The organism is Marinobacter sp. (assembly GCF_044799475.1).
Lineage (GTDB): Bacteria > Pseudomonadota > Gammaproteobacteria > Pseudomonadales > Oleiphilaceae > Marinobacter.
In genome coordinates this window covers 4012364-4036144 of record NZ_CP085217.1, presented here as the reverse complement: position 1 = coordinate 4036144, position 23781 = coordinate 4012364, and the positions used below count along the sequence as shown (strand labels likewise).

21 protein-coding genes are annotated in these 23781 nt (G+C 56.9%); 10 read left to right on the top strand and 11 right to left on the bottom strand.

The genetic code is table 11. The annotated features are described in order from the left end of the window. The first annotated feature begins 4 nt into the window (after positions 1-4). The 3 genes from lpdA (at position 5) to LG327_RS18485 (ending at position 3580) form a co-directional block, all read left to right on the top strand. The gene (gene lpdA, locus LG327_RS18495; RefSeq protein WP_404364240.1) at positions 5-1432 is read left to right on the top strand and encodes a dihydrolipoyl dehydrogenase; all 1428 of its coding nucleotides are present in this window, start codon (positions 5-7) and stop codon (positions 1430-1432) included. A 99-nt stretch (positions 1433-1531) separates the two neighbouring features. Further along, complete coding sequence (gene amrS, locus LG327_RS18490; RefSeq protein WP_404364238.1) at positions 1532-2644, top strand: AmmeMemoRadiSam system radical SAM enzyme; 1113 nt, start codon at positions 1532-1534, stop codon at positions 2642-2644. Between the two features lie 57 nt (positions 2645-2701). After that, positions 2702-3580: an alpha/beta fold hydrolase gene (locus tag LG327_RS18485; protein WP_404364236.1), complete on the top strand. Its 879-nt coding sequence runs from the start codon at positions 2702-2704 to the stop codon at positions 3578-3580. Between the two features lie 29 nt (positions 3581-3609). On the opposite strand, the gene LG327_RS18480 is transcribed toward LG327_RS18485, so the two are convergent. Then, a complete protein-coding gene (locus LG327_RS18480) occupies positions 3610-4311 on the bottom strand; it encodes a DUF3581 family protein (RefSeq protein ID WP_404364234.1) in 702 nt (233 codons plus the stop codon). Positions 4312-4544: 233 nt separating this feature from the next. Here LG327_RS18480 and LG327_RS18475 point away from each other — a divergent pair, with 233 nt between their 5' ends. After that, the gene (locus tag LG327_RS18475; RefSeq protein WP_404364232.1) at positions 4545-4742 is read left to right on the top strand and encodes a hypothetical protein; all 198 of its coding nucleotides are present in this window, start codon (positions 4545-4547) and stop codon (positions 4740-4742) included. Between the two features lie 92 nt (positions 4743-4834). On the opposite strand, the gene LG327_RS18470 is transcribed toward LG327_RS18475, so the two are convergent. Beyond that, positions 4835-5260 (bottom strand): hypothetical protein, encoded by a 426-nt coding sequence (locus LG327_RS18470; RefSeq protein ID WP_404364230.1) that lies wholly within the window; start codon positions 5258-5260, stop codon positions 4835-4837. A 118-nt stretch (positions 5261-5378) separates the two neighbouring features. Further along, entirely contained in the window at positions 5379-6134 is a 756-nt protein-coding gene (locus LG327_RS18465) for a Crp/Fnr family transcriptional regulator (protein WP_404364229.1), read from the bottom strand. A gap of 389 nt (positions 6135-6523) precedes the next feature. Between LG327_RS18465 and LG327_RS18460 the strand changes: the two genes are divergently transcribed. Further along, positions 6524-6784 (top strand): DUF6506 family protein, encoded by a 261-nt coding sequence (locus LG327_RS18460; RefSeq protein WP_404364227.1) that lies wholly within the window; start codon positions 6524-6526, stop codon positions 6782-6784. Between the two features lie 5 nt (positions 6785-6789). Here LG327_RS18460 and LG327_RS18455 read toward each other — a convergent pair whose 3' ends face one another. Then, on the bottom strand, positions 6790-9435 hold the full coding sequence (locus LG327_RS18455) for an EAL domain-containing protein (protein ID WP_404364225.1): 2646 nt from the start codon (positions 9433-9435) through the stop codon (positions 6790-6792). A 112-nt stretch (positions 9436-9547) separates the two neighbouring features. After that, on the bottom strand, positions 9548-10297 hold the full coding sequence (locus LG327_RS18450; RefSeq protein ID WP_404364223.1) for a substrate-binding periplasmic protein: 750 nt from the start codon (positions 10295-10297) through the stop codon (positions 9548-9550). A 282-nt stretch (positions 10298-10579) separates the two neighbouring features. On the opposite strand from LG327_RS18450, the gene LG327_RS18445 reads away from it, so the two are divergent. Both LG327_RS18445 and LG327_RS18440 read left to right on the top strand, forming a co-directional pair. Next, the gene (locus tag LG327_RS18445; RefSeq protein WP_404364222.1) at positions 10580-11356 is read left to right on the top strand and encodes an SGNH/GDSL hydrolase family protein; all 777 of its coding nucleotides are present in this window, start codon (positions 10580-10582) and stop codon (positions 11354-11356) included. Positions 11357-11424: 68 nt separating this feature from the next. After that, entirely contained in the window at positions 11425-12462 is a 1038-nt protein-coding gene (locus tag LG327_RS18440; RefSeq protein WP_404364220.1) for a hypothetical protein, read from the top strand. Here the strand turns inward: LG327_RS18440 and LG327_RS18435 are convergent. The 4 genes from LG327_RS18435 to LG327_RS18420 form a co-directional block, all read right to left on the bottom strand. Beyond that, the gene (locus LG327_RS18435; protein WP_404364219.1) at positions 12459-13889 is read right to left on the bottom strand and encodes a sodium/proline symporter; all 1431 of its coding nucleotides are present in this window, start codon (positions 13887-13889) and stop codon (positions 12459-12461) included. The genes LG327_RS18440 and LG327_RS18435 overlap by 4 nt on opposite strands. Positions 13890-14087: 198 nt before the next feature. Next, a complete protein-coding gene (locus tag LG327_RS18430) occupies positions 14088-14381 on the bottom strand; it encodes a hypothetical protein (RefSeq protein WP_404364217.1) in 294 nt (97 codons plus the stop codon). After that, positions 14378-15667 carry an MFS transporter gene (locus LG327_RS18425; RefSeq protein WP_404364215.1) on the bottom strand — a complete coding sequence of 430 codons (1290 nt, stop codon included), beginning with the start codon at positions 15665-15667 and terminating at the stop codon, positions 14378-14380. The genes LG327_RS18430 and LG327_RS18425 overlap by 4 nt, the downstream gene beginning before the upstream one ends. Before the next feature lie 112 nt (positions 15668-15779). After that, positions 15780-17264 carry an SLC13 family permease gene (locus LG327_RS18420; protein ID WP_404364213.1) on the bottom strand — a complete coding sequence of 495 codons (1485 nt, stop codon included), beginning with the start codon at positions 17262-17264 and terminating at the stop codon, positions 15780-15782. Between the two features lie 444 nt (positions 17265-17708). Here LG327_RS18420 and LG327_RS18415 point away from each other — a divergent pair, with 444 nt between their 5' ends. From LG327_RS18415 to LG327_RS18405, 3 genes are all read left to right on the top strand, one after another. After that, the gene (locus LG327_RS18415; protein ID WP_404364211.1) at positions 17709-18599 is read left to right on the top strand and encodes a complex I NDUFA9 subunit family protein; all 891 of its coding nucleotides are present in this window, start codon (positions 17709-17711) and stop codon (positions 18597-18599) included. A gap of 151 nt (positions 18600-18750) precedes the next feature. Then, positions 18751-20397, top strand: a complete 1647-nt coding sequence (locus tag LG327_RS18410; protein WP_404364209.1) for a hypothetical protein — start codon at positions 18751-18753, stop codon at positions 20395-20397. A gap of 157 nt (positions 20398-20554) precedes the next feature. Beyond that, the gene (locus LG327_RS18405) at positions 20555-21430 is read left to right on the top strand and encodes a substrate-binding periplasmic protein (protein ID WP_404364207.1); all 876 of its coding nucleotides are present in this window, start codon (positions 20555-20557) and stop codon (positions 21428-21430) included. Positions 21431-21434: 4 nt separating this feature from the next. On the opposite strand, the gene ggt is transcribed toward LG327_RS18405, so the two are convergent. Further along, positions 21435-23231 carry a gamma-glutamyltransferase gene (gene ggt / locus LG327_RS18400; protein ID WP_404364205.1) on the bottom strand — a complete coding sequence of 599 codons (1797 nt, stop codon included), beginning with the start codon at positions 23229-23231 and terminating at the stop codon, positions 21435-21437. A gap of 108 nt (positions 23232-23339) precedes the next feature. Further along, entirely contained in the window at positions 23340-23753 is a 414-nt protein-coding gene (locus LG327_RS18395) for a DUF3775 domain-containing protein (protein WP_404364204.1), read from the bottom strand. Positions 23754-23781: the final 28 nt, after the last annotated feature.

Genomic DNA, 23781 nt, shown 5'->3' with positions numbered 1-23781 from the left:
GCTTATGACAACAGAAACGGATGTTCTGGTTATTGGTGCTGGCCCCGGCGGCTACGCAGCGGCCTTCCGGGCGGCGGACCTGGGTCTCAAGGTGACCCTGGTGAGCGAGGAAGAAACCCTGGGAGGCGTGTGTCTGCTCCGGGGCTGCATTCCCTCGAAAACCCTTCTGCAGCTGACTGAACTGATTCACGAAAGCCGTGAGGCAAAGGCAAAGGGGATTGACTTTGGCAAGCCCGAGGTGGATATCAAGGGACTTCGGGAATGGAAGAATCAGGTTATAGATACACTCACCAAAGGCCTGGACGGATTGTGCAAGACCCGTGGCGTAAATCTGGTGTTCGGCCGGGCCAGATTCCGCAGTTCCAGTGAAGTCGATGTCGAGACCGGGGAAGAGAACCAGACCCTGAGTTTCGGGCATGCCATTATTGCCACTGGATCCCGCCCTGTGGCTATACGGGGTATCGACTTCGCCGAGAGCAGGCGGATACTGGATTCCACGGGCGCCCTTGAGCTGCCAGAGATTCCCAAACGGCTGCTGGTAGTTGGCGGCGGCTATGTGGGACTTGAAATGGGCACTGTCTATGCCGCTCTTGGCACTGAGGTCAGCCTGGTGGAAATGACCGATCGCCTCATGGGGAACGTCGACCGGGATCTTCTCAAGCCGCTCCAGAAAAGGCTTGAGAAGGAATTCAAAGCCATCCATCTGAATACCCGGGTAGAGGAGCTTGAGGAAAGCGACGGGAATGTAAAGGCAACTCTGGAGGGGGAGGAATCCGGCACGCAGACCTATGATTACGTGCTGGTAGCCATCAGCCGCAAACCCAATACGGATGACCTTGGCCTGAAGCACACCGATGTCGAGCTGGATGACGATGGCTTCATACAGGTAGATGAGCAGCGTCATACTGCAGATAAAGCCATTTACGCCATTGGTGACTGTGCTGGCGGCATGCTGCTCGCCCATGAGGCTATGGCGGAAGGCCGTGTTGCGGCTGAGGTCATTGCTGGCGAGGCCTCGGCCTTTGATGCGCGGGCGGTCCCCGCAGTTGTCTATACCGACCCGCAGATCGCGTGGTGCGGCCTGACAGAGCAGCAGGCAGAAGAGCAGGGCGTGGACGTGGAGATTGCCCACTTCCCCTGGAAGGCCTCGGGACGTGCGCTTTCGATGGGTTCAGAAGATGGCCTGACCAAACTCATACTGGCCGCGGATACCCAGCGCATCCTTGGGGTTGGCATAGTGGGCCGCCAGGCGGAGACGCTGATTGCCGAAGGAGTACTCGCGGTGGAAATGGGCGCTGTGGCAGAGGACCTGGCTCTGAGCGTTCACCCCCACCCCACCCTGAGTGAAACCCTGGGTGAGGCAGCGCAGGCCTTTCTTGGTGGCGCGGTTCATCTTCCTGGTTCCGACAGTCGGCGCAAAGGCGGTAAGTAAGGCGGCAAAATGGGGCAAGGGAACTCGCCAAACAGCGAATTGTCACAGAGTTACATACAGAGGTACATAGTGCCCCACCGATGAGCGAGAACAGGGAATTTGACCAACAATACCCCCAGCACTATTGCCAGAAGCCTTCCCGATACTGTCCCGACGCGTTACTGGCATGCCCTGGATGACGGGCGTATCCAGTGCGATCTCTGTCCCCGACACTGCAGACTCAAAGAAGGCCAGCAGGGTCTGTGTTTTGTGCGGGCCCGCCAGAATGACCAGGTGGTGCTGACGACCTGGGGACGTTCTTCAGGCTTCTGCGTGGATCCGGTAGAGAAAAAACCTCTCAACCACTTCCTGCCGGGCACCCCTGTCCTGTCCTTTGGCACGGCAGGCTGTAACCTGGCCTGCAAGTTCTGCCAGAACTGGGAAATGAGCAAGTCCCGACAGATGGATTCGCTGGCGGACCAGGCCCTGCCCGAAGACATCGCCGATGCGGCAGAGCGAGCCGGCTGCCGGAGTGTTGCCTTTACCTACAATGATCCGATCATTTTCCTGGAATACGCAGTGGATGTGGCCAGGGTATGCCGGGATCGTGGCATCAGGACAGTGGCGGTCACCGCAGGCTATATCAGCGAGGAAGCGCGACCGGATTTCTTCCCTTACTTTGATGCAGTCAATGTGGATCTGAAGGCATTTACTGAGCGCTTTTATCGCAATATCTGTGGCGGAGAACTGGCCAATGTACTCGACACCCTGCGCTACATCCGTCATGAAACAGACTGCTGGCTGGAGATAACGACCCTGTTAATCCCGGGGGAAAACGACAGCCCGGAAGAGGTGGAGGAGCTCAGCCGCTGGATCCTCACCGAACTCGGGCCGGACGTCCCCCTGCATTTCTCCGCCTTTCATCCGGACTGGAAGATGCCCGATGTGCCCGCCACGCCTGCTGAAACCCTGCAACGGTCCCGGCATATCGCTCTGCGGGTCGGCCTGCGGCATGTGTATACTGGCAACGTCCATGATGCTGAAGGCGCAAGCACCTGGTGCAGCGGCTGTGGAGAGCTGCTGATCGAGCGTGACTGGTATCAGCTCGGGGACTGGAATCTGGATGCCCGGGGCTGCTGTGCAAACTGCGGCACGGCCTTGCCCGGAGTGTTTGAAACCAGGCCCGGAACCTGGGGCAGGCGGCGGCGCCCCATTGCCATCAGTGCGGTCTGAACCGCTCCTGGCGAAAGAATATGACCCCGACATCCGAAAATACCCCGGAGGGCAGGCATGGATTTTGGCGAGAATTTCGAAACTGTCCGGATTAAGACATCCGGCGCCGTCATCAACGTTGTGCACGGCGGTCAGGGCAGCCGGCCCCTGCTCCTGCTTCACGGCTATCCCCAGACTCATGTCATGTGGCACCGGGTCATACCGTTTCTGAGTGAATATTTCCATGTCATCTGCCCCGACCTTCGCGGTTATGGTGACAGTGAAAAGCCTCCCTCGGCACCTGATCACAGCACCTATTCAAAGCGCGCCATGGCTGCCGATATGGCGGAGGTGATGACGGAACTGGGCCATGAGCAGTTTCTGGTTGCTGGCCACGACCGGGGTGCACGGGTGGTCCACAGGATGGCGCTGGATTATCCCGACAGGGTCAGTCGGGCCTGTGTCATGGATATAGCCCCCACGCTTCACATGTTCCGCCACACGGATCAGCAGTTTGCCACTGGCTACTATCACTGGTTTTTTCTCATTCAGCCGGGTGGGCTGCCGGAGCGGATGATCGGTGCCGATCCTGGCTATTATCTGACCGAGAAACTGAAACGGTGGAGCGGGCCGGGAGCGCAGTTTGAACCGGAGGCTGTGGCGGAGTACGTCCGGTGCTTCAGCGACCCGGCGGCGATTCATGCTTCCTGCGAGGATTACCGGGCTGCCGCCACTATTGATCTGCAGCATGACAAGCAGGACCGCCACCGTAAAATCCAGTGTCCGCTGTTAGTGCTTTGGGGAAAGCGCGGCTTTGTCCACCGCACCTATGACCTTCTTGATGTATGGGAAAACTATGCCGAAAAACCGGAAGGTCGACCTTTCGACTGCGGGCATTTTCTTCCGGAGGAGGCTCCCGAGCCAGTTGCCCGGGAACTGCTGGGTTTTTTCATATAGCGTGAGAGCCGTTTAACCCCTGCTGGAAGTCAGGACCCTTCCTTGAGGCGGTTGAACTGGGCGACCACCTGATCCATCACTTCAGGGTCGTATTCCCGCAGACCACTGACGACAATTTTCTTGGCAACAAATCCCACCGGTTGCCCTCCGGAAGTCACCCGGTATTCGAGCAGGGCATTGCCCCGTTTTCCAGCAACTTCCATGTCGGCATTGTGCATGTCAAGGCTGGGAGAGGGGATGTCCACACGCTCCAGCGACAGGCTCATGCTCTCGTAGATCACCATGGGGCGATCGGGGTTGAACATGACGCCTTTGCGTTCCAGGAGTGGCTTGAAGGTGTGGGGGAAGTTCTTGCCGGAGGCCGCCACGTAGCAGCGGCTGAAATTTTCGATGACTGTTACGTCCGACGTGTGTTCACCGCCTCGGCTTACCTCGAGGTAGAGCTTGCCTCCGGTATCGAACACCCGGATGGTTCCGTCTTCCTCCTCCCGGAATTCCAGATCCACGTTGCCTCCAAGCAGATTGCGGAATCGGAATGTCATCTCCTGGGAGAGCCCGTATTGCCCAAGCACCAGAGCGAAAAGCAGATCCCCCGGGACGCAGAAACGCCGGTCATCAGGGTTGTGGATGGGGTTGTAGTCCCCCGCAATCTCCCTGGCAAACTGGCTCGCCTGTGCAGGGCTTATTCGTATTAGCCCATTCTGGATGGTGTGGAATCGGTCAAGAAACATGTTTTGCCTTTCTGCATGTCGGAGGTTGAAGGTGGATGGTGGCCTGAAATCTTCTTTTGGGCAAATGGCAATAAGTCGAAGCAGAGGGTTCCATGCCAGCGGGCCGGGATGAATCCCTCTCCATTCTGGAACAGGATGTGGAAATCCAGGCCAAAAGATGACAGGTCTGATTGTAGGATTCCTTTCTGGCACCTACCTTTCATGCAGGAGCATGAAAAAAGGAGGACGATCCAATGAAGAAGACATTGAAAGGGCAGTGCAGGGACGCCGATCAGACCCGGGATACCCGCGAAGAGCTGGTCGCCGCGGGAATCCCTCAGGACCGTGTGTTCGTTGACGAAGTGGATCAGGTGATTTCGGTCGAAATCACCGGGGAAGAGGAGGCAGAGGTCATGCAGATCTTTGGGCGCCACGACGTGGAGCCTCTCTAAATCCTTTAATTACCTCTACAGGTAGCAGAAACGCCGTCCCGGACCGGCAGGCACCTGAACCACGGGGCTTTTCACAGGCCGGGGAAGGAGTGTTACTCAAGATAGAGCATGTAGCGGTTCATATGCTCGTCACGATCGATAATGGGACCCGGGTCCTCAATGCGAAGATAGTAAGTGCCTGCTTCAAGGCTCTGCTCAATCCGGAACTGTTCCCGCGGCGCGTTGTCCTCGACCGTTGTGATTACCTCGCCACTGGCGTTCATCAGGGTCGCTGTGGGCTCTATGCCTTGCAGTTCTGTGGGGTTAATGCGCTCGCTATGGATTGTTACCGACTCGAAGGAGTCCAGGCTGAATGTGTACCAGTCTGGCCCTGCCTTGGGAGGTGTAAAGGGGCCATTTTCTCCCGGGTCCAGCTCAATATAGCGTTCGGGTGGGAATCCACCCGAGGCGGCACAGGCCGTAAATGCCACAGTCGCGCTCAGGACCAGTAAACCGGTTTTGATCGATGTAATAGTCATGATGGTGCTCCTCCTTGTTCAACTTCGCTCAACTCGGTTCAACTCGGCTCAACAGGATCATGCGTGTATCCAGAATCTCAGGTTTTCGACCAGAGTTAAAGCGCAACAGCATCCCTGTTCAGTTATTTATCTCGCCCCGCCGGCTGTGTTCCAGGATCGCGTCTATATCTTCCTCAAGATAGGAGGGGTCAAAACCGGCAATCTCTTTCAGTCCTTCAATGTCGTGTACTTCGATACCGCCATTGGACACGCCGACCTGTCCTGTCTCCTTCAGTTCCTGGAATGTGCGGCTCACATGAACGGCGCTGAGGCCGAGAGCATCCGCGATAAGTGCCTGGGTGAGGGGCAGCTTCAGTTCATTGGCGACGGCCGGATTGGTCTTGCCCAGACGCTTGCACATTTCCACCAGAAAATGGGCCAGTTTTTCCTTCGCCGAGCGCCGCCCCAGATTGACAAGGCGCTCCAGCAGGATGGCCTGGTCCCGGGCTGTGATCATGAAAAAGATGCTGCATAGCAGGATGGATTTCGAAAAAACCTCTGTAAGGCGCATCTTGGGAAACGCGCAAAGCTCCGCGTCGGTCAGTACCATCAGGCCGGCCACCCGCTTTTGAAAAGCAAATTCGCGAAGCCCAATGATGTCGCCGGGGACATAGATATCCAGTACCTGGCGGGTGCCGTTTTCCATGTTCCGATAGGATACGGCCCAGCCCCGGCTTACCGTATAGAAGAACTCTGAGGGAGCACCCTGCTCCCATAGCACAGTATTTTTGGGAGAGCTCTCCGGGCTCCTCTCGAGCGAGGCCAGCAGGTCCCTGTCACTCTGGGTCAGCTCTGCATAGTGCTCAAAGTGCCTGATAATACAGCTTGTTCCCATGTGGTTGCTCCCTGTTGACCGGATTGGTTCAGTTAATATTCAGATAATTTACCTGCCTGGTTAAAATAAAACTCCTCTTGTTGCGGAGGATAAGATGATTTTATGGAATAAAAATGCGTGTTTGTTGCATGTTTTACTATCAGAAGCCCGTGGTTCCCCCCGGCTTTGAGAGTATGTGCCATGTTTTTAACGCTAACACGGCGTCGTGATCATGGGCGAACCAGAAAAAAGCCGCGCCGGAAGTCTCTCGAGGCGCGGCAGCATAGTCAGGCGTCTCGGGTTCTGTGGAGGATCACTATGCGAAGTGGTGACAGGAAACGAGAGGAGGTTGTTTTGTGCTTTACCGTTCCCAGAGTAACAGTAAGTAACAGAACAAGCGGAGGTGCTTCATGTCTGAACAGGTACATCTGGCCTTTATCATTCTTGCCCCAGGTGGCGCATCCACCAATGCCCGCAGCGACAACGGCTTCACCCTGACGTTGGCAACGGTGGACACCATCGAAGCTGCTGTGCAGCTCACCCGGAATCTCACTGGTCAGGGAGTTACCAATATCGAACTTAGCGCCGGCTTTGGCGATGACGGGCTGGCGGAAATTCGCAAGGTGGCCGGTACCGGAGTCCGGGTTGGCCGAGTCCGCTACGAGCCCTGAACCACCTATTGGTGCAGGGCGAAGGCGTCTGCCAGACTTTTCTCGAAGTCAGCAATGGCTACCGGACGTCCAAAAAAGTAGCCCTGGAAGCGCTCGCAGCCCATGGCTTCGAGCATTGCCTTCTGGCCGGCTTCCTCCACGCCTTCCGCAATGACTGAAAGGTTCATTGCAGTACCCAGCGCGGTAATCATTCTTGCAATGGCTTCGCTGTTGTCGCTTTCCAGCAGGTCCCTGACAAAGCTCTGATCAATTTTCAACTCATCCAGAGGGAGCCGCTTCAGGTAGCTGAGTGATGAATAGCCCGTGCCAAAGTCGTCCAGGGAAAAGCGCACCCCCATGTCCCGGAGGCGCTGCATTTTCAGGGTCATGCCTTCAATGTCGGCCGCCAGAATGCTTTCGGTAACTTCCAGCTTCAGCCGAGCCGGATTCGCACCCGACCTGGTGAGAGCCCCTTGGACCTGCTCCACAAAATCAGGCAGAAGGAATTGCTTTGAGCTTACATTCACGGACAATCTGAGCTGATTCAGGGGCGGTGGTGCTTTCTGCCATTCCGCCAGCTGCCGACAGGCCTCCTCCAGAACCCAGGCACCAATGGGCACAATCATGCCATTCTCTTCCGCAAGGGGAATGAATTTCCCGGGCGGAACCATGCCATGGCCGGCTCGGTACCACCGGATCAGCGCTTCTGCGCCAAAGGGCATGCCGCGGGAGTCGATCTGCACCTGGTAGTGGAGTGAGAACTGCTTTTCCCGGAGGGCACGCTTGAGGCTGTTTTCGAGCTCTGCCCGTGCCATGGCGGCATCCTGCATCTCCTGAGAGAAAAACCGGATCCTGTCTTTGCCCTGCTCCTTGGCTCTGTACATGGCCATGTCAGCCTGGGTGATCAGCTCTTCCAGAGTATTGCCATGGTCGTGGAAAACAGTTACCCCAATGCTCTGGGTGCCGGTGTATTCGAAATCATCCAGCAGGTAAGGCTGCTCCAGTTCTCCGCGTATTTTTTCGCAAACCCTTTCTATGTTGCCAACCGCTACCTCCGCAGTACCGTTAAAGCCGTTCAGAACAAGCACAAACTCGTCCGCACTCGTTCTGGCAACCGTATCGCCCTCCCGCAGACTGGCCCTGAGGCGTTCCGCCACTTCTCTGAGCAGCAGATCCCCTTTGTTGTGTCCCGCCAGTTCATTGAGGTATTTGAAGTCATCAAGATCGATGACCACCAGAGCCCCGTAGTTGTGGTTTCTGTTGCTGATCGCCCGGGCCTGGTCCAGGCGGTCCTGCAGCAGCCGGCGATTGGGCAGGCCGGTCAGCGGATCGTAGAATCCCAGCCTTTTAATTTCTTCTTCGGCTTCCCTACGGCCCGTCAGGTCACGGACCACGCCAATGAAAAATGCTCTTCCGTTGAGGGAGGTTTCGGACACTCTCATTTCCATGGAAAACTCGGAGCCGTCCTTTTTCAGCCCGGCCAGCTCCATGGTTTTTCCCGCGATGGTGCTTTTCCCCGTCTCGACACGGTCTATCAATGCCTGCGCATAAACCCCCCGGTGAGCTTCGGGAAGAAGTTTTCCGGCGCTCCGGCCTATGATTTCCTCCGCCTCATAACCGAACATGGATTCCGCTGAGGGGTTGAAGGTGTCAATTTTCCCGGTCTCATCAAGGGTGATGATGGCATCGGCAACGTTGTTGATAATCGCCTGGGTATGGTTTGCCTGCTCCTCCAGGGCGACGGCCGCCAGATGGCGCTCGGTGACGTCGTGAAGATAGCCATGCCAGAGTGTACTTCCGTCCGGGAGCCTCTCTGGCACCGAATTGGATTCAACCCAGATAGTCGTTCCGTTTTCCCTGGTCACCCTCAGATCCATGAACCAGTGGCTCAGGTTATCCCGGGATTTGATAACCTCGCTGACAAACGCTACCTGTTCTTCGGGGGCGATTCGTTTCAGAAGGGGTGCGGCATTTCTGGCAAGAGTCTCTGCGGATATGTTGAACATCTCCTCCAGCCGCCTGCTGACATAGGGAAAGCTGTAGCGGCCATCCCGGTGTTCCCGGAACTGGAATACGGCACCTGGGATCTGGCTGGTGAACTTGTCCAGGCTGTGGTTGAGCTTTTTCCTCGATTCGATGGCAATCCTGTGCGCCATAACAGCCTGAAAAAGCCGGCAGGCGGCTGTGGCGTCTTCTACCACACTTTCCCGCCAGTCATGTTTCCGGGTAACAAAATCAAGCCCCAGAAAGCCGTAGACCTTGCTGTCCGAATAAAACGGCAGCGCTAGCAGTGAACATACGCCCTGTTCTGCAAGAATCCGCCGGTCCGGCATTGCATCCCTGGGAAGGTCCTCCAGGGCCTCAATCCGGGCTGGCTGGCCGGCCTGGATAGTTTCACTCAACCAGGGAACCGACTCCGCAGGCAGGGAGGTCCCGCCCTCCCTGAAGGGCGGGACCTCTGGCATGTGCCACTCGTGAGTTCTGAGCCAGGTCCGTATCTGGCTGTCGAAGCGGAACAGGTAGCCCCGCTCTGCACCCAGGCCCTCGGCCAGGGTTGCGAGAGCTGAATGGATGTTTTCGTCAAGTGTCGCCGGCCCAGTGCGGGTCAGAATGGATGCGATATCCGCAAACAGGCTGGAGCCAGTTTTGAGACGCGGGTTTTCTTTAGTCATGGAGGTCCTTGCGCGGGAGCCTGAATTCGTCACCCTTTATCACTGAAGAGTAGACCATTTGAGCAGTGTCTACGATCAGCGCCAGGTTACTCTTTTTTTGCAGTGCGTGCAGTTATTTGGCCTTCGTCCGTGGACCAAAACCGCCGTCAAATTTGAGCCTGCGCATTCCTTCATTGAATTTCAGGATGGTGTCAGCGCAGTCTGGCGTCTGCTTGTGACATACCAGGTGAAGAGTGTAACTGTCGATGGGCTGCCCGGTCTGAAGAATTACCCTCTCCCGCTCCTCTTCACTGAACTTCCTTTCAAGCAGATACCTGGCAACACGGGGGTTGATTATGGCGACGTCGGTTCGCCCTGCCAGCAGCATCCGGAGATTGGATTCGTCGTTTGGGGCCGTGATGGTAGTCAGCTGGTCTTTCATCTGTTCGATCTCCACCGGGAGGTTGTAGCCATTGACCACTCCGATCCGGCGGGATCTGAGGTCGTCGATGCTACTCCATTCCACAGGGTCGGAGCGACGCTCGGCAAAAAGGTCCAGGGTCCTGACAAGCTCTTCTGAGTAATACCAGGGAGTTGAGAGCTCTGGAGACCAGCTCCAGCCATAGGAAATCGCGCCCTCCGTATTCACCAGGTGCCGGACCCGGTTCCATGGCATCACGGTGACCGTGGTGGAGATGCCCACGTGGTTAAACGCTTCCTGAACGGTCCCGGTGACCAGACCCTGACCATCGCCTTCCGGGTAAATGAACGGCGGCCAAATGCCGGTAAGCAGTTTAAGAGGTTCCTCCGCAGCGCTGGGTGCGGCGGAAAAAAGGGCAAGGACTAGAATCAGCATGCAGGCAGGATAATGCTGGCCAGCCATCAGGGATCTCCGTTGCCTTCCCGGACAGAATTGAAAACGCCGGACTATGAGAAAGATAGTAAAGTTTACGGGAAAAGCAGCCACAAGGTCCGGAAAGACAGATTTTACGAAATCCTGAACAAACCATTGATCAGGCAGACGGAGCAGAAATTGTCCATTAGCAGGGCCAGATTGGCCCGATCTGCAGAGGCTTTTTGTTAACTGGTCCTCATTTGTTCAGTGATGCAGTTGTTAGGTTGATTGTGCAGTCCTTATACAAATACAACAAAAGGAACGCACAACATGACGAAACCATCCCTGAAAAAAGGGCAGATGCTGCCTGAACCCAGTAATCTCCTGAAGGCTTCGATAGCTCTCATGCTGGCAATGTCGATCACCGGCTGTAGCGGGGCCGGCAGCCTCCTGAGCAATCCCCGCGTATCAGACGCTGACAATGACCAGGTGGTCACGATCGGCGACTCCATCTTCGCCCTTTCCGGTGAGTTACAGGATTTCCTGGAGGAAGAGGCGGGGCAGACTTTCCGTCGCTACACCCTTTCCGGGGCCGAGCTAAGTGGCGGTATTATAGCTACATCCGTAGTTGAACAGTACGCTGAGGCGCGGTCCGAAAACCCCGACATTGACACAATCCTGATGGATGGGGGTGGCAATGACATCCTCATCCCGGCGATTGCGTTCGATCCCTACAACTGCAAGACCCAGTGGTATCAGTTCGGCCGGCTCAGTTCCAGATGCAGGAATTTTATTGATGACATCTACGTAGATGCAGTGAATCTGCTCAATGATATGCATGCCGATGGCGTGGATAACGTCGTGTATCTTGGCTATTACTACACAAAAAATGGCCTTCTCTGGCTCGACAGCATGGAAGAGGCTGTCGATTATGGGGACTACAGGCTGTCTCAGGCCTGCAGCTTCTCCGCCGTGGCATGCCAGTTCGTTGACCCCCGGTCAACCATCAGGGACAGGGATATCATCATTGATGGTATCCACCCCAATACAACAGGTTCCAGGAAATTGGCCAATCTGGTGTGGCCGAAGCTTCAGCCACTGCTGTAACGGATCAGGGCAGGCGTCGGGACTGCCGCCTGCCTTCCCTTTAACTTCCTCTCATACAGTCGAATACCATGAAACCATTAACTTTTGGTGCAGCAACCCTGTTCCTCGGCATGGCAGCGATACTCGCCTTCTGGGCAGCGGAAAACCAGCCGCTGCAGGGGGGAGAGCAGGTCATATCGGACCAAGAACCCCTGACCTCTTCACAGGCCACTCCGGTTCCCGAAGGGCCGCCGTACTCGGGCTCTCCGGAAAGCCTTTTCACCCAGAAACTGGCCATTGAGCTTCTGGAAACCTGGGGCGAAACAATCCATAGCAAGCGCACCCAGGCAAAAATGCTGGCCGTGCAGCGTAAAATTGTCAGCCGATACCCCTCGCAGGGAGAGGCGCTCTTCAGACAGGCGGTGACCATCGCGTTTCCGGACTATGCCGAGGAGATTTTTAATACTCTGGCCCTGGTGGTCAGATACGAAGAATGGCTGGAGGCCAACCATCTGACCCTCACCGATCTTTCGCCCCTTGAACGGGACGGTGCCCTCTGGCAGAAGCGCCGGGACCTCTTTGGTGACGACGCGGGTGTAATCTGGGCTGATGAGAAACAGATGTGGGCCAGGAAGCAGAAGCAGGTTCAGGATGTCATTCAGAAGCTGGACCAGGCCAGGCACAGTTCCCTCAGCGAATCCCTTTATCAGTTCCGCACCGCACTGGAAGAAACCTATGGCGCAGGTCTGGGCCAGATGGGGGTGGATAACGGCACCATCGCCCAGGTCTATTTTGGCTTTGAATCTGTGCAAGGCAGGCTGAGAGAGATGTCTCCCGGGCAGCGGCAGAAAAGCGTGAACGAGGTCAGGAAGCAGCTGGGTTACAGCGATGAGCAGATCGACCGCCTTGAGGTCCGGGATCAGCGCAGAGAAGAGCGCTGGGCAAATGGTTATTCCTACATGGAAAAACGCCAGAGCCTGGAAGGATCGCTGACCGGCCCGGAGCTGGAGTCAGCGCTCAGCGAGCTACGCGAGCAACACTTCAACCATGAGGCCAGGACCATTGCCCTCGAGGAAGAAAACGGCTTTTTCCGCTATGAGCGCCCCCGCCTGTATGGCCGGAATTAGCGGCTTTTTCCCACAAGAGAGGGAATCCGGCTGAGCCCATACACGCCAAATGCCGCAGCCAGGCCAGGAAGAAGCTTGAAGATGTCATCGTTGAACGGTGATACATGCCACGCCACCACCGTGCCAAAGCCGGCAATCATCATGGTCACCGCAGTACGGGTGGAAAAAGGCAGATGGAATATCCGCAATAGCAGAACCGAGCCCAGGCTCGCTGCCAGTGCCGACCAGGCGATCAGTACCAGCCCAAACACGCCTTCCGGGGCATAGAGAGCTATAGTCAGTGCCAGCACCGCGACGGAGATGGTGGCAACCTTCGAGGCGATGTAGGAGTTTTTCCAGCGTGGCTGGACATCCTGGGTAACCGAGCCGGAACACACGATGACCTGGGAGTCTGCGGTGGACATGGTCGCCGCGAACAGGCCAGCGAGGGAGATGCCCACGAAAAATGCGGGAAGCATTTCAAGGGTAATCAGGGGCAGGGCGAGTTCCGTGGGATCGGTTATTCCCTGGGCGATCTGTCTGTCAGGCAGGTTGGGCAGAATGGCCCGACTGTATAGTCCGACTCCCACTGAGGCGGCAAAAAAGGGCACGAACCAGATGAAGTACCAGCGTCTCGCCTTTTTAATGGCCTTCACTGACTCGATAGCCATGAAGCGGACCATAATCTGGGGCTGACCCATGGAGCCAAACCCGCCTGACATCATCCCCAGGAGGTAGAAAAGCAGTCCGAATTCCAGATTGGCAGGAAACAGTGAGACCAGCCCGGGATCCTGTTCCTGCAGATTCTCGAACAGGGCCGAGGGGCCACCTATGGTGAGCCATGCCATGACCAGTATCATAACCATGGATATAATCATCACCAGACTCTGGGCGGCATCAGTCCAGATGGTGGCGCGAATGCCGCCGGCGAAGGAGTACAGAATCACGATGAACATGGCGATGGTAATACCCACCCACATATCCCACCCAAACATGGCAACCAGGGCCAGGCTGCCGGCCTTGAATTGCCCGGCCGCGTAAACGCCCAGAAAGACGAATGTAATGATGCCGCCCAGGGCAATAAGCACCCGGTCGTCCCTGCCGTGGTGGTGTCCGATCAGACCGGCGAGGGTTTTTGCCTTGATGCGTCCGGACTGCTCCCGGACCCGGGGATGAACAAAAAGCCAGGCCGTCAGATCGCCCAGTATCCAGCCTATCGCCATCCAGATGGATTCGATGCCGACACGGTAGGAGAATGCGATCATGCCAATGAACATGAAGCCGCTGTTGTTGGTTGCAACAGCCGACAGTGCAGACAGCCAGGGCTTTACCTGACGGCTGGCCACAAGGTAATCACCGGTAGTGCGGCGCTTGCGGACCCACGAAAAAGCGCCGGCGAGGGTAATCAGGATAAGCAGTATACTGAATGACCAGATGGCCGGTTCCATAAAGAATCCTTCTGACAGGTTCTCAGCGCACGGGATCGGCAACAGGCTGTGCTTTTCTGCTTTGTGAGCGACAGAGCAGGCGCTGCAGCCTGTCGTGGCGTTGTTGCAAAGCCCGCTGACAGAGCACAGTTGCTTTTACTGTAGCAATTGGAAACGGCTCTGTCCCGCCGTGGGAAATGATCGAAAGATACAGAGCCCTTACCTTTTCCTGGTGGAAGGGGGTGGCTGACTGTGCCCGTTTCGCTGCTTTTTCAGCCAGAGGATGATAGCTGCAGGCAGATGGACCACACCAAAGGAGGTCAGGAATACCCATGCGCCCGCCAGACCCCCGGTCTCTATATACACCTGACTCATGGCCCAGCCGAAGCCCGCACCAACCAGTAGCAGCATGATCCGGGCGGCCCAAAGCTGGGCGGTACTGGCGATCTGGAAGCCGAGGCGATAATGGACCCAGGCGGCGAGAGCCAAGGCCAGAACGACAGCCATTATCATCCTGGCTGGCCTCCTGCCCTGGTCTCATTTGCGGGGTTTTCCTCTGCGTGCTCTGCTTCAAAATCCGTATTCCGGGGGTCAATCTCTGCAAGCCCCAGGGCGGCCTCGGGCGTTGTGGTAATAAAGTGTTCCTGCTGATTCACCGGGGGATGTTTGCGCCTGGGTCCGAATACCATAAACAGAACGAGGCCGCCCAGAATGAGAGCGTTGCTGACGAAAAGCCCCCGGGGGCCGATGAGTTCCATGAAAAGGGCGCTCAGAGGGGCGCCTGCGCAGCTCCCGATGCCGTAGCTCAGAAGAAGCGCGGTGCTCGTGGCGGTGATCTGATGGGTTTCCATCAGGTCGTTTGTGATAGCCACGGCAATCGGATAGAGGGTTGCGGTGATGCCCATGTACAGGCCGACGAAAATCACCAGCAAAATCATGTTGAAGTCACCGATAAGTGCGGCGATCAGGCTACAGACAGCGGCGACAGCTGAAGCGATGAGCATGACCTGATAGCGGTCATAGCGATCGCAGAGAAGGCCCACCGGCCAGGCCAGGACCATGGCGGCAAGAATGGCTGAAGCCATGAAGTTGGAAAGCTGGCCGGTGTCCAGCCCGATCCGGTCCGCAAATACAGGGCCCATGGCATAGAAGGCGCTGATCAGAAGGCCGGCCACCAGTGCGCCGAGGGTGCCCTGAGGCGACGTTTTGTAAAGACGGCGCAGGGACATGCGCTCGCCATGGGTTATGGTGGGAGATTCCTGCCGGGTCAGAGACAGGGGTACCAGCGCGAGGGCAATCAGTATGGCCGCAAGAGAAAACGGTATGAAGCCGGCCGGGTCGGCCACCCGGATAAGCACCTGGCCGCCTGCCGTGGATAAAAAGAAAACCAGTTGGTAGACCGCAAACAGGGTTGCCCGGTTCCGGTTATCCGCCTTGCTGCTGAACCAGCTTTCCATCACGATCATCAGGCCCGCCATCACGAACCCGCCCAGGGCCCGCAGCAGGCCCCAGAGGCCCGCCTCCACAGCCATCGGATAGATCAGAATCGAGGCTGCGAGAACCGCCGCAAACACAGCGAACGCCCGGATGTGGCCGACCTTTTCAATAATCCGCCCGGCCCAGAGGGTGCCCGCAACAAAGCCGAAGGAATAGAAAACCAGTATCCAGCCAATCAGGGCAGCGCTGAATTCCTCAATACTGAGCCGCAGGCCCAGTAGCGTCATCAGGAAAGCATTGCCGCTGATCAGCAGAATGATACTGATGATGAGTGAGGAGAGGGTGATGGCGGCTCTTGGCATTGGTCCTCCTGTCCGGTCCACTTTCTCCGGCTTGCCGGACCATGAAAGCGGCCACTATCGAGATGAATGACGTCATACCTTGGTGCGGTTGCCCTCGTGTTCATTCAAGGGGCTAAAGGCCCTGACTGCCAAAAACAGCCCCCATAAGAAGATAGCCCAGAATCGTTACGGCAAGAATTCCCGCGAGATTCAGCGCAAAGCCGGCTTTGATCATGTCGCCTATTCGCATGTGGCCACTTCCGAAAATAATGGCATTGGGCGGGGTCGCCACGGGCATCATGAAGGCGCAACTGGCGGCCAGGGCCGCGGGTACAGCAAGCAGATAAGGCTCAACACCCTGAGACACGGCCAGAGCCCCCATGAGGGGAAGAAAAGCTGCCGTGGTTGCCGTGTTGCTGGTTACTTCGGTCAGAAAGATGATGACAGTCGCAACCAGACAGATTGTGAGAACCACCGGAAGCGCTTCGACGAAGGACAGGCTTTCGGCTATGGTTTTTGCCAGTCCCGAACTGCTGATGACCCCAGCCAGCGACAGGCCACCTCCAAAAAGCAGCAGTACCCCCCAGGGAATGTCTCTGGCCGTGTCCCAGTCCATGAGGAAGGTGCGTGTCCTGAGATTCACCGGTATCAGGAATAGTGCGACTGCCGCTGCAATCGCAATCACTGTGTCGCCAAGCCAGGGCAGCAGATTCTCCGAGAGGAGCGGCTGAGCGATCCAGGCGAGAGCTGTGCATACAAAAACAGCCAGAACGAGCGCTTCGCCCCGCTGCATGGCGCCGAGTTTTTCCAGCTCCCTGCGTACCGGTTCACTGTCTTTCTTTTGTTGACCATTGCTGGCGCCTGAGGGGGCAACTCCCCTTGTCAGCCACCACCAGATGACCAGCAGCATGGTGGCGGATACGGGAACTCCGATGAGCATCCACTGGGCGAAGCCCACCTGGATGTCATGGTTTTCCGAGAGATAGGCCGCCAGGAGCGCATTGGGCGGGGTGCCGATGAGTGTTGCGATTCCCCCCACGCTGGCGGAATAGGCAATAGCCAGCAGCAGCCGTGTAGCGAAGAGCCTGGCCCGCTCGCTGTTTTGCTCTTCCTGCATTTTGATCACTGAGAGGCAGATGGGCAGCATCATGATGCTGGTGGCGGTGTTGGAAACCCACATGCTGAGGAATGCGGTTGCCAGCATGAAGCCGGCAATCTGATGCCGGGGCTCGCTTCCCACCCCCCGTATGATGTTCAGAGCGATGCGACGGTGAAGATTCCATCGCTGCATGGCCAGACCAATGGTAAAGCCTCCGAGGAAAAGAAATATCAGGGGGTGAGCGTAGGGTTCGGTTGCATCCCTGACAGATCCCAGACCCAGAGCGGGCACAAGAGAGATAGGCAGAAGGGCGGTCGCCGGAATGGGAATGGCTTCGGTAGACCACCAGGTTGCCATTAGCAGCATCAGCCCCAGAGCCCGCCATGCGTCGATTCCGACCTCGGCAGGCGGCGGCATGATCAGGGTCGCAACAAGAAAAGCCGGGCCCAGCAGCAGGCCAGTGGCACGGACTCGTCCCAGACCGGAGCCCTCGTCCTCACCTTTGCTGCTATCGGTCATCGTGTGTTCTCTCCTGCTGGAAGTCCGGTCGCCTCCGTGCGGCCGGCCTTTTTCAGGTTTTGTTCCGTCGTTCAGAAGCTGCTCAGCTTCCGGATTGCTTCTTTTCCCGCTTTGCGACTTTTTTCTCTTTCGGAGAAAGTGCGGGCTTCTTCTTTGTTTCCTTGACGCGCGTCTGTTCTTTGCTCATTTCCGGTAACCTCAGTCATTTTGTCAGACAACCACAGTCATGAGTGTGGCCCTCCTTCCAGTTACCCGATACGGCTGGGCCCCGGCACTGTATGTGAGCGGATTTAGATGGAATTGCCTGGATACTAGCACGAATGGAAGGGCGCAATGCCGTGACAAGTACGCATGCCTGTCGGCACGTTTACAGCCTTGATCAGCCCACAGAGAAGATGCACCCTGACCTTTGGGGCATTGTTTTCGGAGCAAAGGAGGCTGGTTATGGAACATCCAGTAGTAACCGTTTTGGGGGGAACAGGTTTTCTCGGCGGAGCGATCGTTCGGGAACTGCTTGAACATGGGTACCATGTGCGCATCGCCTGCCGCCACCCGGACCAGGCAGCGGTACCGGAGTCAGAACACCGCAGGGCTGAGCTGGTAGCCTGCGACATCCGGGATGAGCGCTCGCTGGCACATGCAGTAGGAGGGGCCTGGGCGGTGGTCAATGCGGTTGCCCTTTATGATGAGAAAGGCGATCTCACATTTGATGCAATCCACGTGAAGGGAGCAGAGCGGGCTGCCCGCTGCGCCAGGGCGGCTGATGTCGAGCGCCTGGTGCTGATTTCGGGGATAGGGGCCAGTGTCGAGTCCGCATCAAAGTACGTCAGGGCCCGGGCCAGAGGCGAACAGGCAACCCAGGCCGTTTTCAGGCAGGCGACGGTTCTTCGCCCCAGTGTGCTCTGCAGTCGGAATGCAGGCTTCGCTGACGCCCTCGACATGGTGACGAAACTGCCCATAGTGCCCCTCTTTGGTCGGGGCGATACTCTGTTGCAGCCCGTCTGTCCCGCTGACGTGGCGGCTGGTGTCCGCCGTGCCCTTGAGATTGAGGATGCAGCAGGCAGGGTTTTCGAACTGGGTGGCGCCCGTCAGTACAGCTATCGCGATTGCCTGCGCCTGATGATGAAACGGGAAGGCCGTCATCGGCCCCTGATGCCGCTTCCTTTTCCTCTATGGCATTTTTTGGCCGGAATTCTTGGTCTGCTGCCAAACCCGCCCCTGAACCGGGACCAGGTCGTGCTGATGGAGGAGGATAACGTTGTCGGTCAGAACGTGGGCACATTCCGGGAGCTCGGTGTAAGTCCCCGAAGTCTGGAAGAAATACTCGAAGCCTGAGCCTGTGGCCGTTTTCGCCGAATCTATTAAATGTGTAATAGGCAAAATCTGTCTTATGTCCAATCTTTGATCTACGCTGGGTAATACACGGGTGGAGTGCAGTCGCCAGAATCCTCTGACAACACTCACAGGGCGTGTGGAGGTACAGAGCATGACATTTTTGACCAGGGCGGGACTGATCACGGCAATTACACTTCTGATGGGGGGATGCGGGAGCAGCAGTAGCAGTAGCAGCGATAGCGGGAGTAGCGGTGGCAGTGGAGGTGATGAAACCGTCGATCTGACTACCCAGTTGCAGTTCTTCCGGGGAAGTCTTTCCGCAATTGATCCTGCTGCGCCCAAAAATGTATTTCTGGTGGATGATGAAAAGGATCCAACTGCAACCTCCATTCCGATCCTCGCCGGCAAGTGGGGTGGCACAAGCGTCAACAGTCTCCATGTTGGCCAGATTCTTTACCCACGCAGTGATGGGACCCTGTGGCGGGTAGCGGTAGAGAGTGACACCGATGGTAACCCTCAGGCGCCTGTCCGGGTTTCCAGCGAAACCGATGCCGCCAGCATATGCCGGATTTCCACTCCTTTCGATTTCGCCGACACCCTTCAGACGCCTGTGGCCTATGAGATTGACAGCGACGGCAACTGCAATGACGAGCAAAACAGAGCGTGGTACACCATTACTCTGGGGGATGACAAGACCCAGGCACGCCAGCCTTTTCCCGGCAGACCGATAGCCTCGCTCCATACCCGGGATGATGGTAGCCACGATGGCTGGCTGGTACTGAATGGCACCAGTCTTGATCTGATTCTGACTGATGGGTCTGCGACCGTATCGGTTTCTGGCAACGAGACAGTCAATTACGCCGAATTTTTGGGGGCGCTGAGTGACGGTTCACAGATACTGAATGTTAACGGCAATCTGCGGCGCTATGACCCAAGTACCTCGTTGTTGTATCAATCAATGCATGACTTTGGTGGCACAGGTGGGAGTGTAAATGACACCACCCTTGCGGCAATCTCCGGGGATAACGAGTTCTATTTTGTGGATCAGGGTGTGCTCTATCGGACGGATGTGGCCAACAACAGTGTCCAGAAGCTGGACGAGCCAGGCAATGTTGGAGGTGTTTTTTGTGGCATTGAGGAAGGTCAGCTGTGGACCGGGCCAATGTTGCTGACAGAGAAATACATTGTATGGAGTTACCAGCGAAGCACTGGGGAATGTGTCGTCCGTCGGGTAGGACGTCTCGTTGGACAGAATGAGGGGAACGCAGACAACCTGTTTTCAGAAACTGAGGACGACGCTGTTCTAGGCGGCAGGCTGGAGTTTTCTACTATTTACCCACTGAGGATGAGCACGCCCAACTGGGTGTTTTACGAAAGAAATTTCGAAGGGGTGAGTGAAGCGATTGCGCAGCCGGTCGATTCTCTCTCATCTTCTGATGTCGTAATAGAACCCGACGCTGACTGGGTGGGCGCTTCTTTTGGCCGTGATGGGGGCCCCACATTAGGCGCTATGGGGCTTTCCCACATGTTCCTGACCAGGAACACAGCCTCCGGGCCTGAGTTGCGGGTCGCGAGAAGTTCGGTGGGCTTTGATAAAGAATCACTGTTACTCGGCGATATGCCTGACGACTTCGGTGCCATACGCTTTGCGTTAGGCTTTGGCTCGCAGCGTCTTGGCACTCTTGGCACTGCGACTGGCAACGCAGACGTATTTTCTGTTAATGCAGAAGCCGAGGGTTCCTTCAAGCGAATCACCAACACTGCCGATAAAAACGAAACACCATTTCCCTTCTTCTGAAACCGCTCGCGGGTACCTGATTCCTTTCAGGTGCCCCTGTCCGGGGGGATCTGAAAGTATGCCCCGACGCCGGTTTGAAAAACCGATGGCAGACGCGGGGAAAAGGGCTAGAATGATTTGGTAATGCAACTTTTATGGCCAGGTTCCGGACAACATCATGTCTGCAGTTCCGTATATTGCCCTGTTGCTTTCATTTCTTGTGGCCTGCTCCTCTCCCGAAGATACAGCCAGCTCCCTCCCTGTTTCTGCCCCGCCCGCCCAGGAATTCACCGGGTCTCATCAGGACTCTCCTGCCGCTGGGGCACTGGCAAACACTGCCGAAAAGGTACCAGGTACAATCCTGATTGGCGCCGATCCCTGGTGTCCCCATAACTGTACGGCCGGTTCCAGCCACGAGGGATACATGGTGGATCTTGTCCGGGAGGTGCTGGAGGCTGAAGGTTATCAGGTGGAGTACATCAATATTTCATGGGCCAGGGCCCTGCGGCTGACCAGAGAGGGCAAGCTTGATGCTGTGGTAGGGGCCTTCCGAACGGACGCTCCCGATTTTGTATTTCCCAGGGTTCCGCAGGGCCGGTCGCTGATTTCTTTTTACACCCACCCGGATAATCAGTGGACATGGAAAGGCATTGATTCCCTGGAAGGTCAGGCGCTGATGGGAATCAACAGCTATTCATACAGCCCTGCTCTCGACAGGTACATCAACCGCCACGAGGGTGATGCAGGAAAAGTATGGATACTTTCGGGGCCGGCACCCCTGGCCCGGGCCGTGGAGCTTCTTGAACGGAAGCGGATGGATGTCTTTGTTGGCGACGGCCACGTGATGGGCTGGTTTCTGAACACCGATAAACCCGAATTCAAACCCAGACTGGCTGGAATTTTGAGTACCATTCCTGCTTATGTGGCTTTCTCTCCGACGCGAACAGACGCCGGCAATCTGGCTGCCCTGGTCTCAAACGGTACCGAGCGGCTGACTGAGAGCGGACAGTTGAAGGAGATTCTTGCCCGGTATGGCCTGAAGGAGCCGGAATGATTGCTCAGTCTCCCAGCGCCACGCCATCCATCCTCGGGTCAGCACCTCCCCGCCATCCGGAATCTGTACGCTGGATGCCATGAAGTCCGCTCTCAAGTCTTAGTACGTCCACTTTATGTCCCATTGCCCTGAGTTTTTCTTCATGACCAGCGGCAGAAGTTCCGGCCTCAAGCTCCAGGGGATAACCCTTGCCGCGGTGGAGAAAATTGGGCTGGGCGATGGCTTCCTGAACCGTCATATTCCAGTCCAGCACTCCCACCAGTGCCTTGACCACGTAACCGATGATACGGCTGCCGCCACGGGAACCGAGAACCAGCTGAACCTCACCCTCGGCGTCCATCACGATAAGCGGAGCCATGGAGCTACGGGGCCGTTTGCTGGCCGCCACGGCATTGGCAACCAGATCGCCGTCGTAGTAAGGCTGGAACGTGAAATCGGTCAGCTGGTTGTTCAGCAGAAAGCCTTTGACCATGATCCGGCTGCCGAAGGGGGATTCGATTGAACTGGTCATGGCAGCGATATTGCCCTGCCGGTCTATGACGTTGAAATGGGAAGTGCCGGTGGTCTCCCGTTCCCGGGGTATGGGTTCATCTTCCAGAAAAACGGGACCATCCGGGTCCCCGGGGTGGATATCCGCCATGGCCCGGGAGGGGTCTATCAGTTCTGCCCGGCGTGCAACGTAGGATTTTGAGATCAGGGCTTCGGAGGGAACATTCACGAACGCCGGGTCACCTACGTACTGAAAACGGTCCGCGAAGGCCAGGCGGCTGGCCTCCGCAATCAGGTGGATGGATTCGGCGCTGCCAGGTTCCAGCGAACTCAAATCATGTTTTTCAAGCATCCCGAGAATCTGCAGTACGGCAATACCGCCGGATGAAGGGGGCGCGACACCGCAGATGGTCCACTCCCGGTAGGTGCCGCACAGAGGCTCTCTCTGCTCCGGGCGGTAGGCCAGCATATCCGCCATGGTGATGTCGCTCCCCCAGAGCCAGCGCGCCCGGGCAGCCTCAACAACTGCTTCAGCAATTTCACCTTCATAGAAAACCTCGGGCCCCAGTTCTGCAATCAGTGACAGTGTCCTGGCGAGTTCAGTATTTCGGAGCCGGGGAGGGTCCTGCTGCCATTGTTCGACGAAGTAATCATCTGTGTCGCCGAGCAGCCGGAGGGAAAAATCATTGTCTATCTGGTGCTGCAGGCGATCCGGCATGGGAATGCCGTCCCGGGCCAGGGTAATCGCCGGCTGAAACAGTTGCGCCCAGGGTCTCGATCCATGGTCGCCATGGGCCTCATGCATCATGGCGACCAGTCCCGGTACCCCCACGGATAGCCCGCTCGGAACGGCCATGTAGAGCGGCATGGGCCAGCGCCAGAGCATGAAACGATCATGGGTGGCCTTTCTGGGTGCAATCTCCCGTCCGTCATACATGGTTATTTTGCCAGTGGCTGCGTCCCGATACAGCAGGAACCCACCGCCGCCAATACCGGTTTCAGGCGGCTCGACAAAGGTCAGAGCCATCTGCACGGCCACCGCCGCATCCATCGCGTTTCCGCCGTTTCTCAGTACCTCAACACCTGCCTGGACTGCGTGGGGATTGGCTGCGGTGACCATGAAATGCTCTGCGGTCTGCTCTTGTGGTGTCTGGCTGGCTGCCGGGACGCCTGCAGCATCCGGGGTGCCGCTGCAGGCGGTGAGGACAGCCGTGGCAAAAACCAGAATAGCTACCCCATGTGCGGTGGAGTGAGGCCGGTAAAAGAAAGAGGTGCAGCCCAGGCGGAATAGCAGAGAAAATGCCCTGATCATGGGAAAACTCCTTTTAGAATCGCAGCCAGCAATATCAGGGCGGCAGCACACGGGCTGTTTTTGCTATTAACCCGCCTGCTTTATTATTTGCTGGTGCTTATGCGCGCTTCAGGCTCCGGTGGGATGTAGCATATTGGTTTCCTGGCAGTGATAGCCGTGCAGGTCCAGCCCCTCAAGCAGGTAGTCTGCCAGCATCGGATGCATGAGGAGGTAGTCAGCTGTTTCCGGAGTCCACTGTTCCTCGGCTTCGGTAAGGATCGCCTCCCATTCTTCCAGGGTGAAGTCACCTCGGCCGAGCCACATCAGCGCCATTACCTCCTGCTGCTGGTCAGGCTCCAGATCTTCCACCACCGTCCTGAACTCCTGAACGCTGGTGTTGTCCGCGTGGTCGGCGAGCATCTGCCGGCTCCAGTCCTCAGCGGGGCTGTTGGGCTGATCCGGGATGCTGATCTGTTCCTGAACGTGAAAGCTCTGGGCCAGCTCTACCAGCCGGCAAACGGTTTCCGGATTGACCTGCAACATAAGCCGCTCCTCTCACAGAATAAGTCGT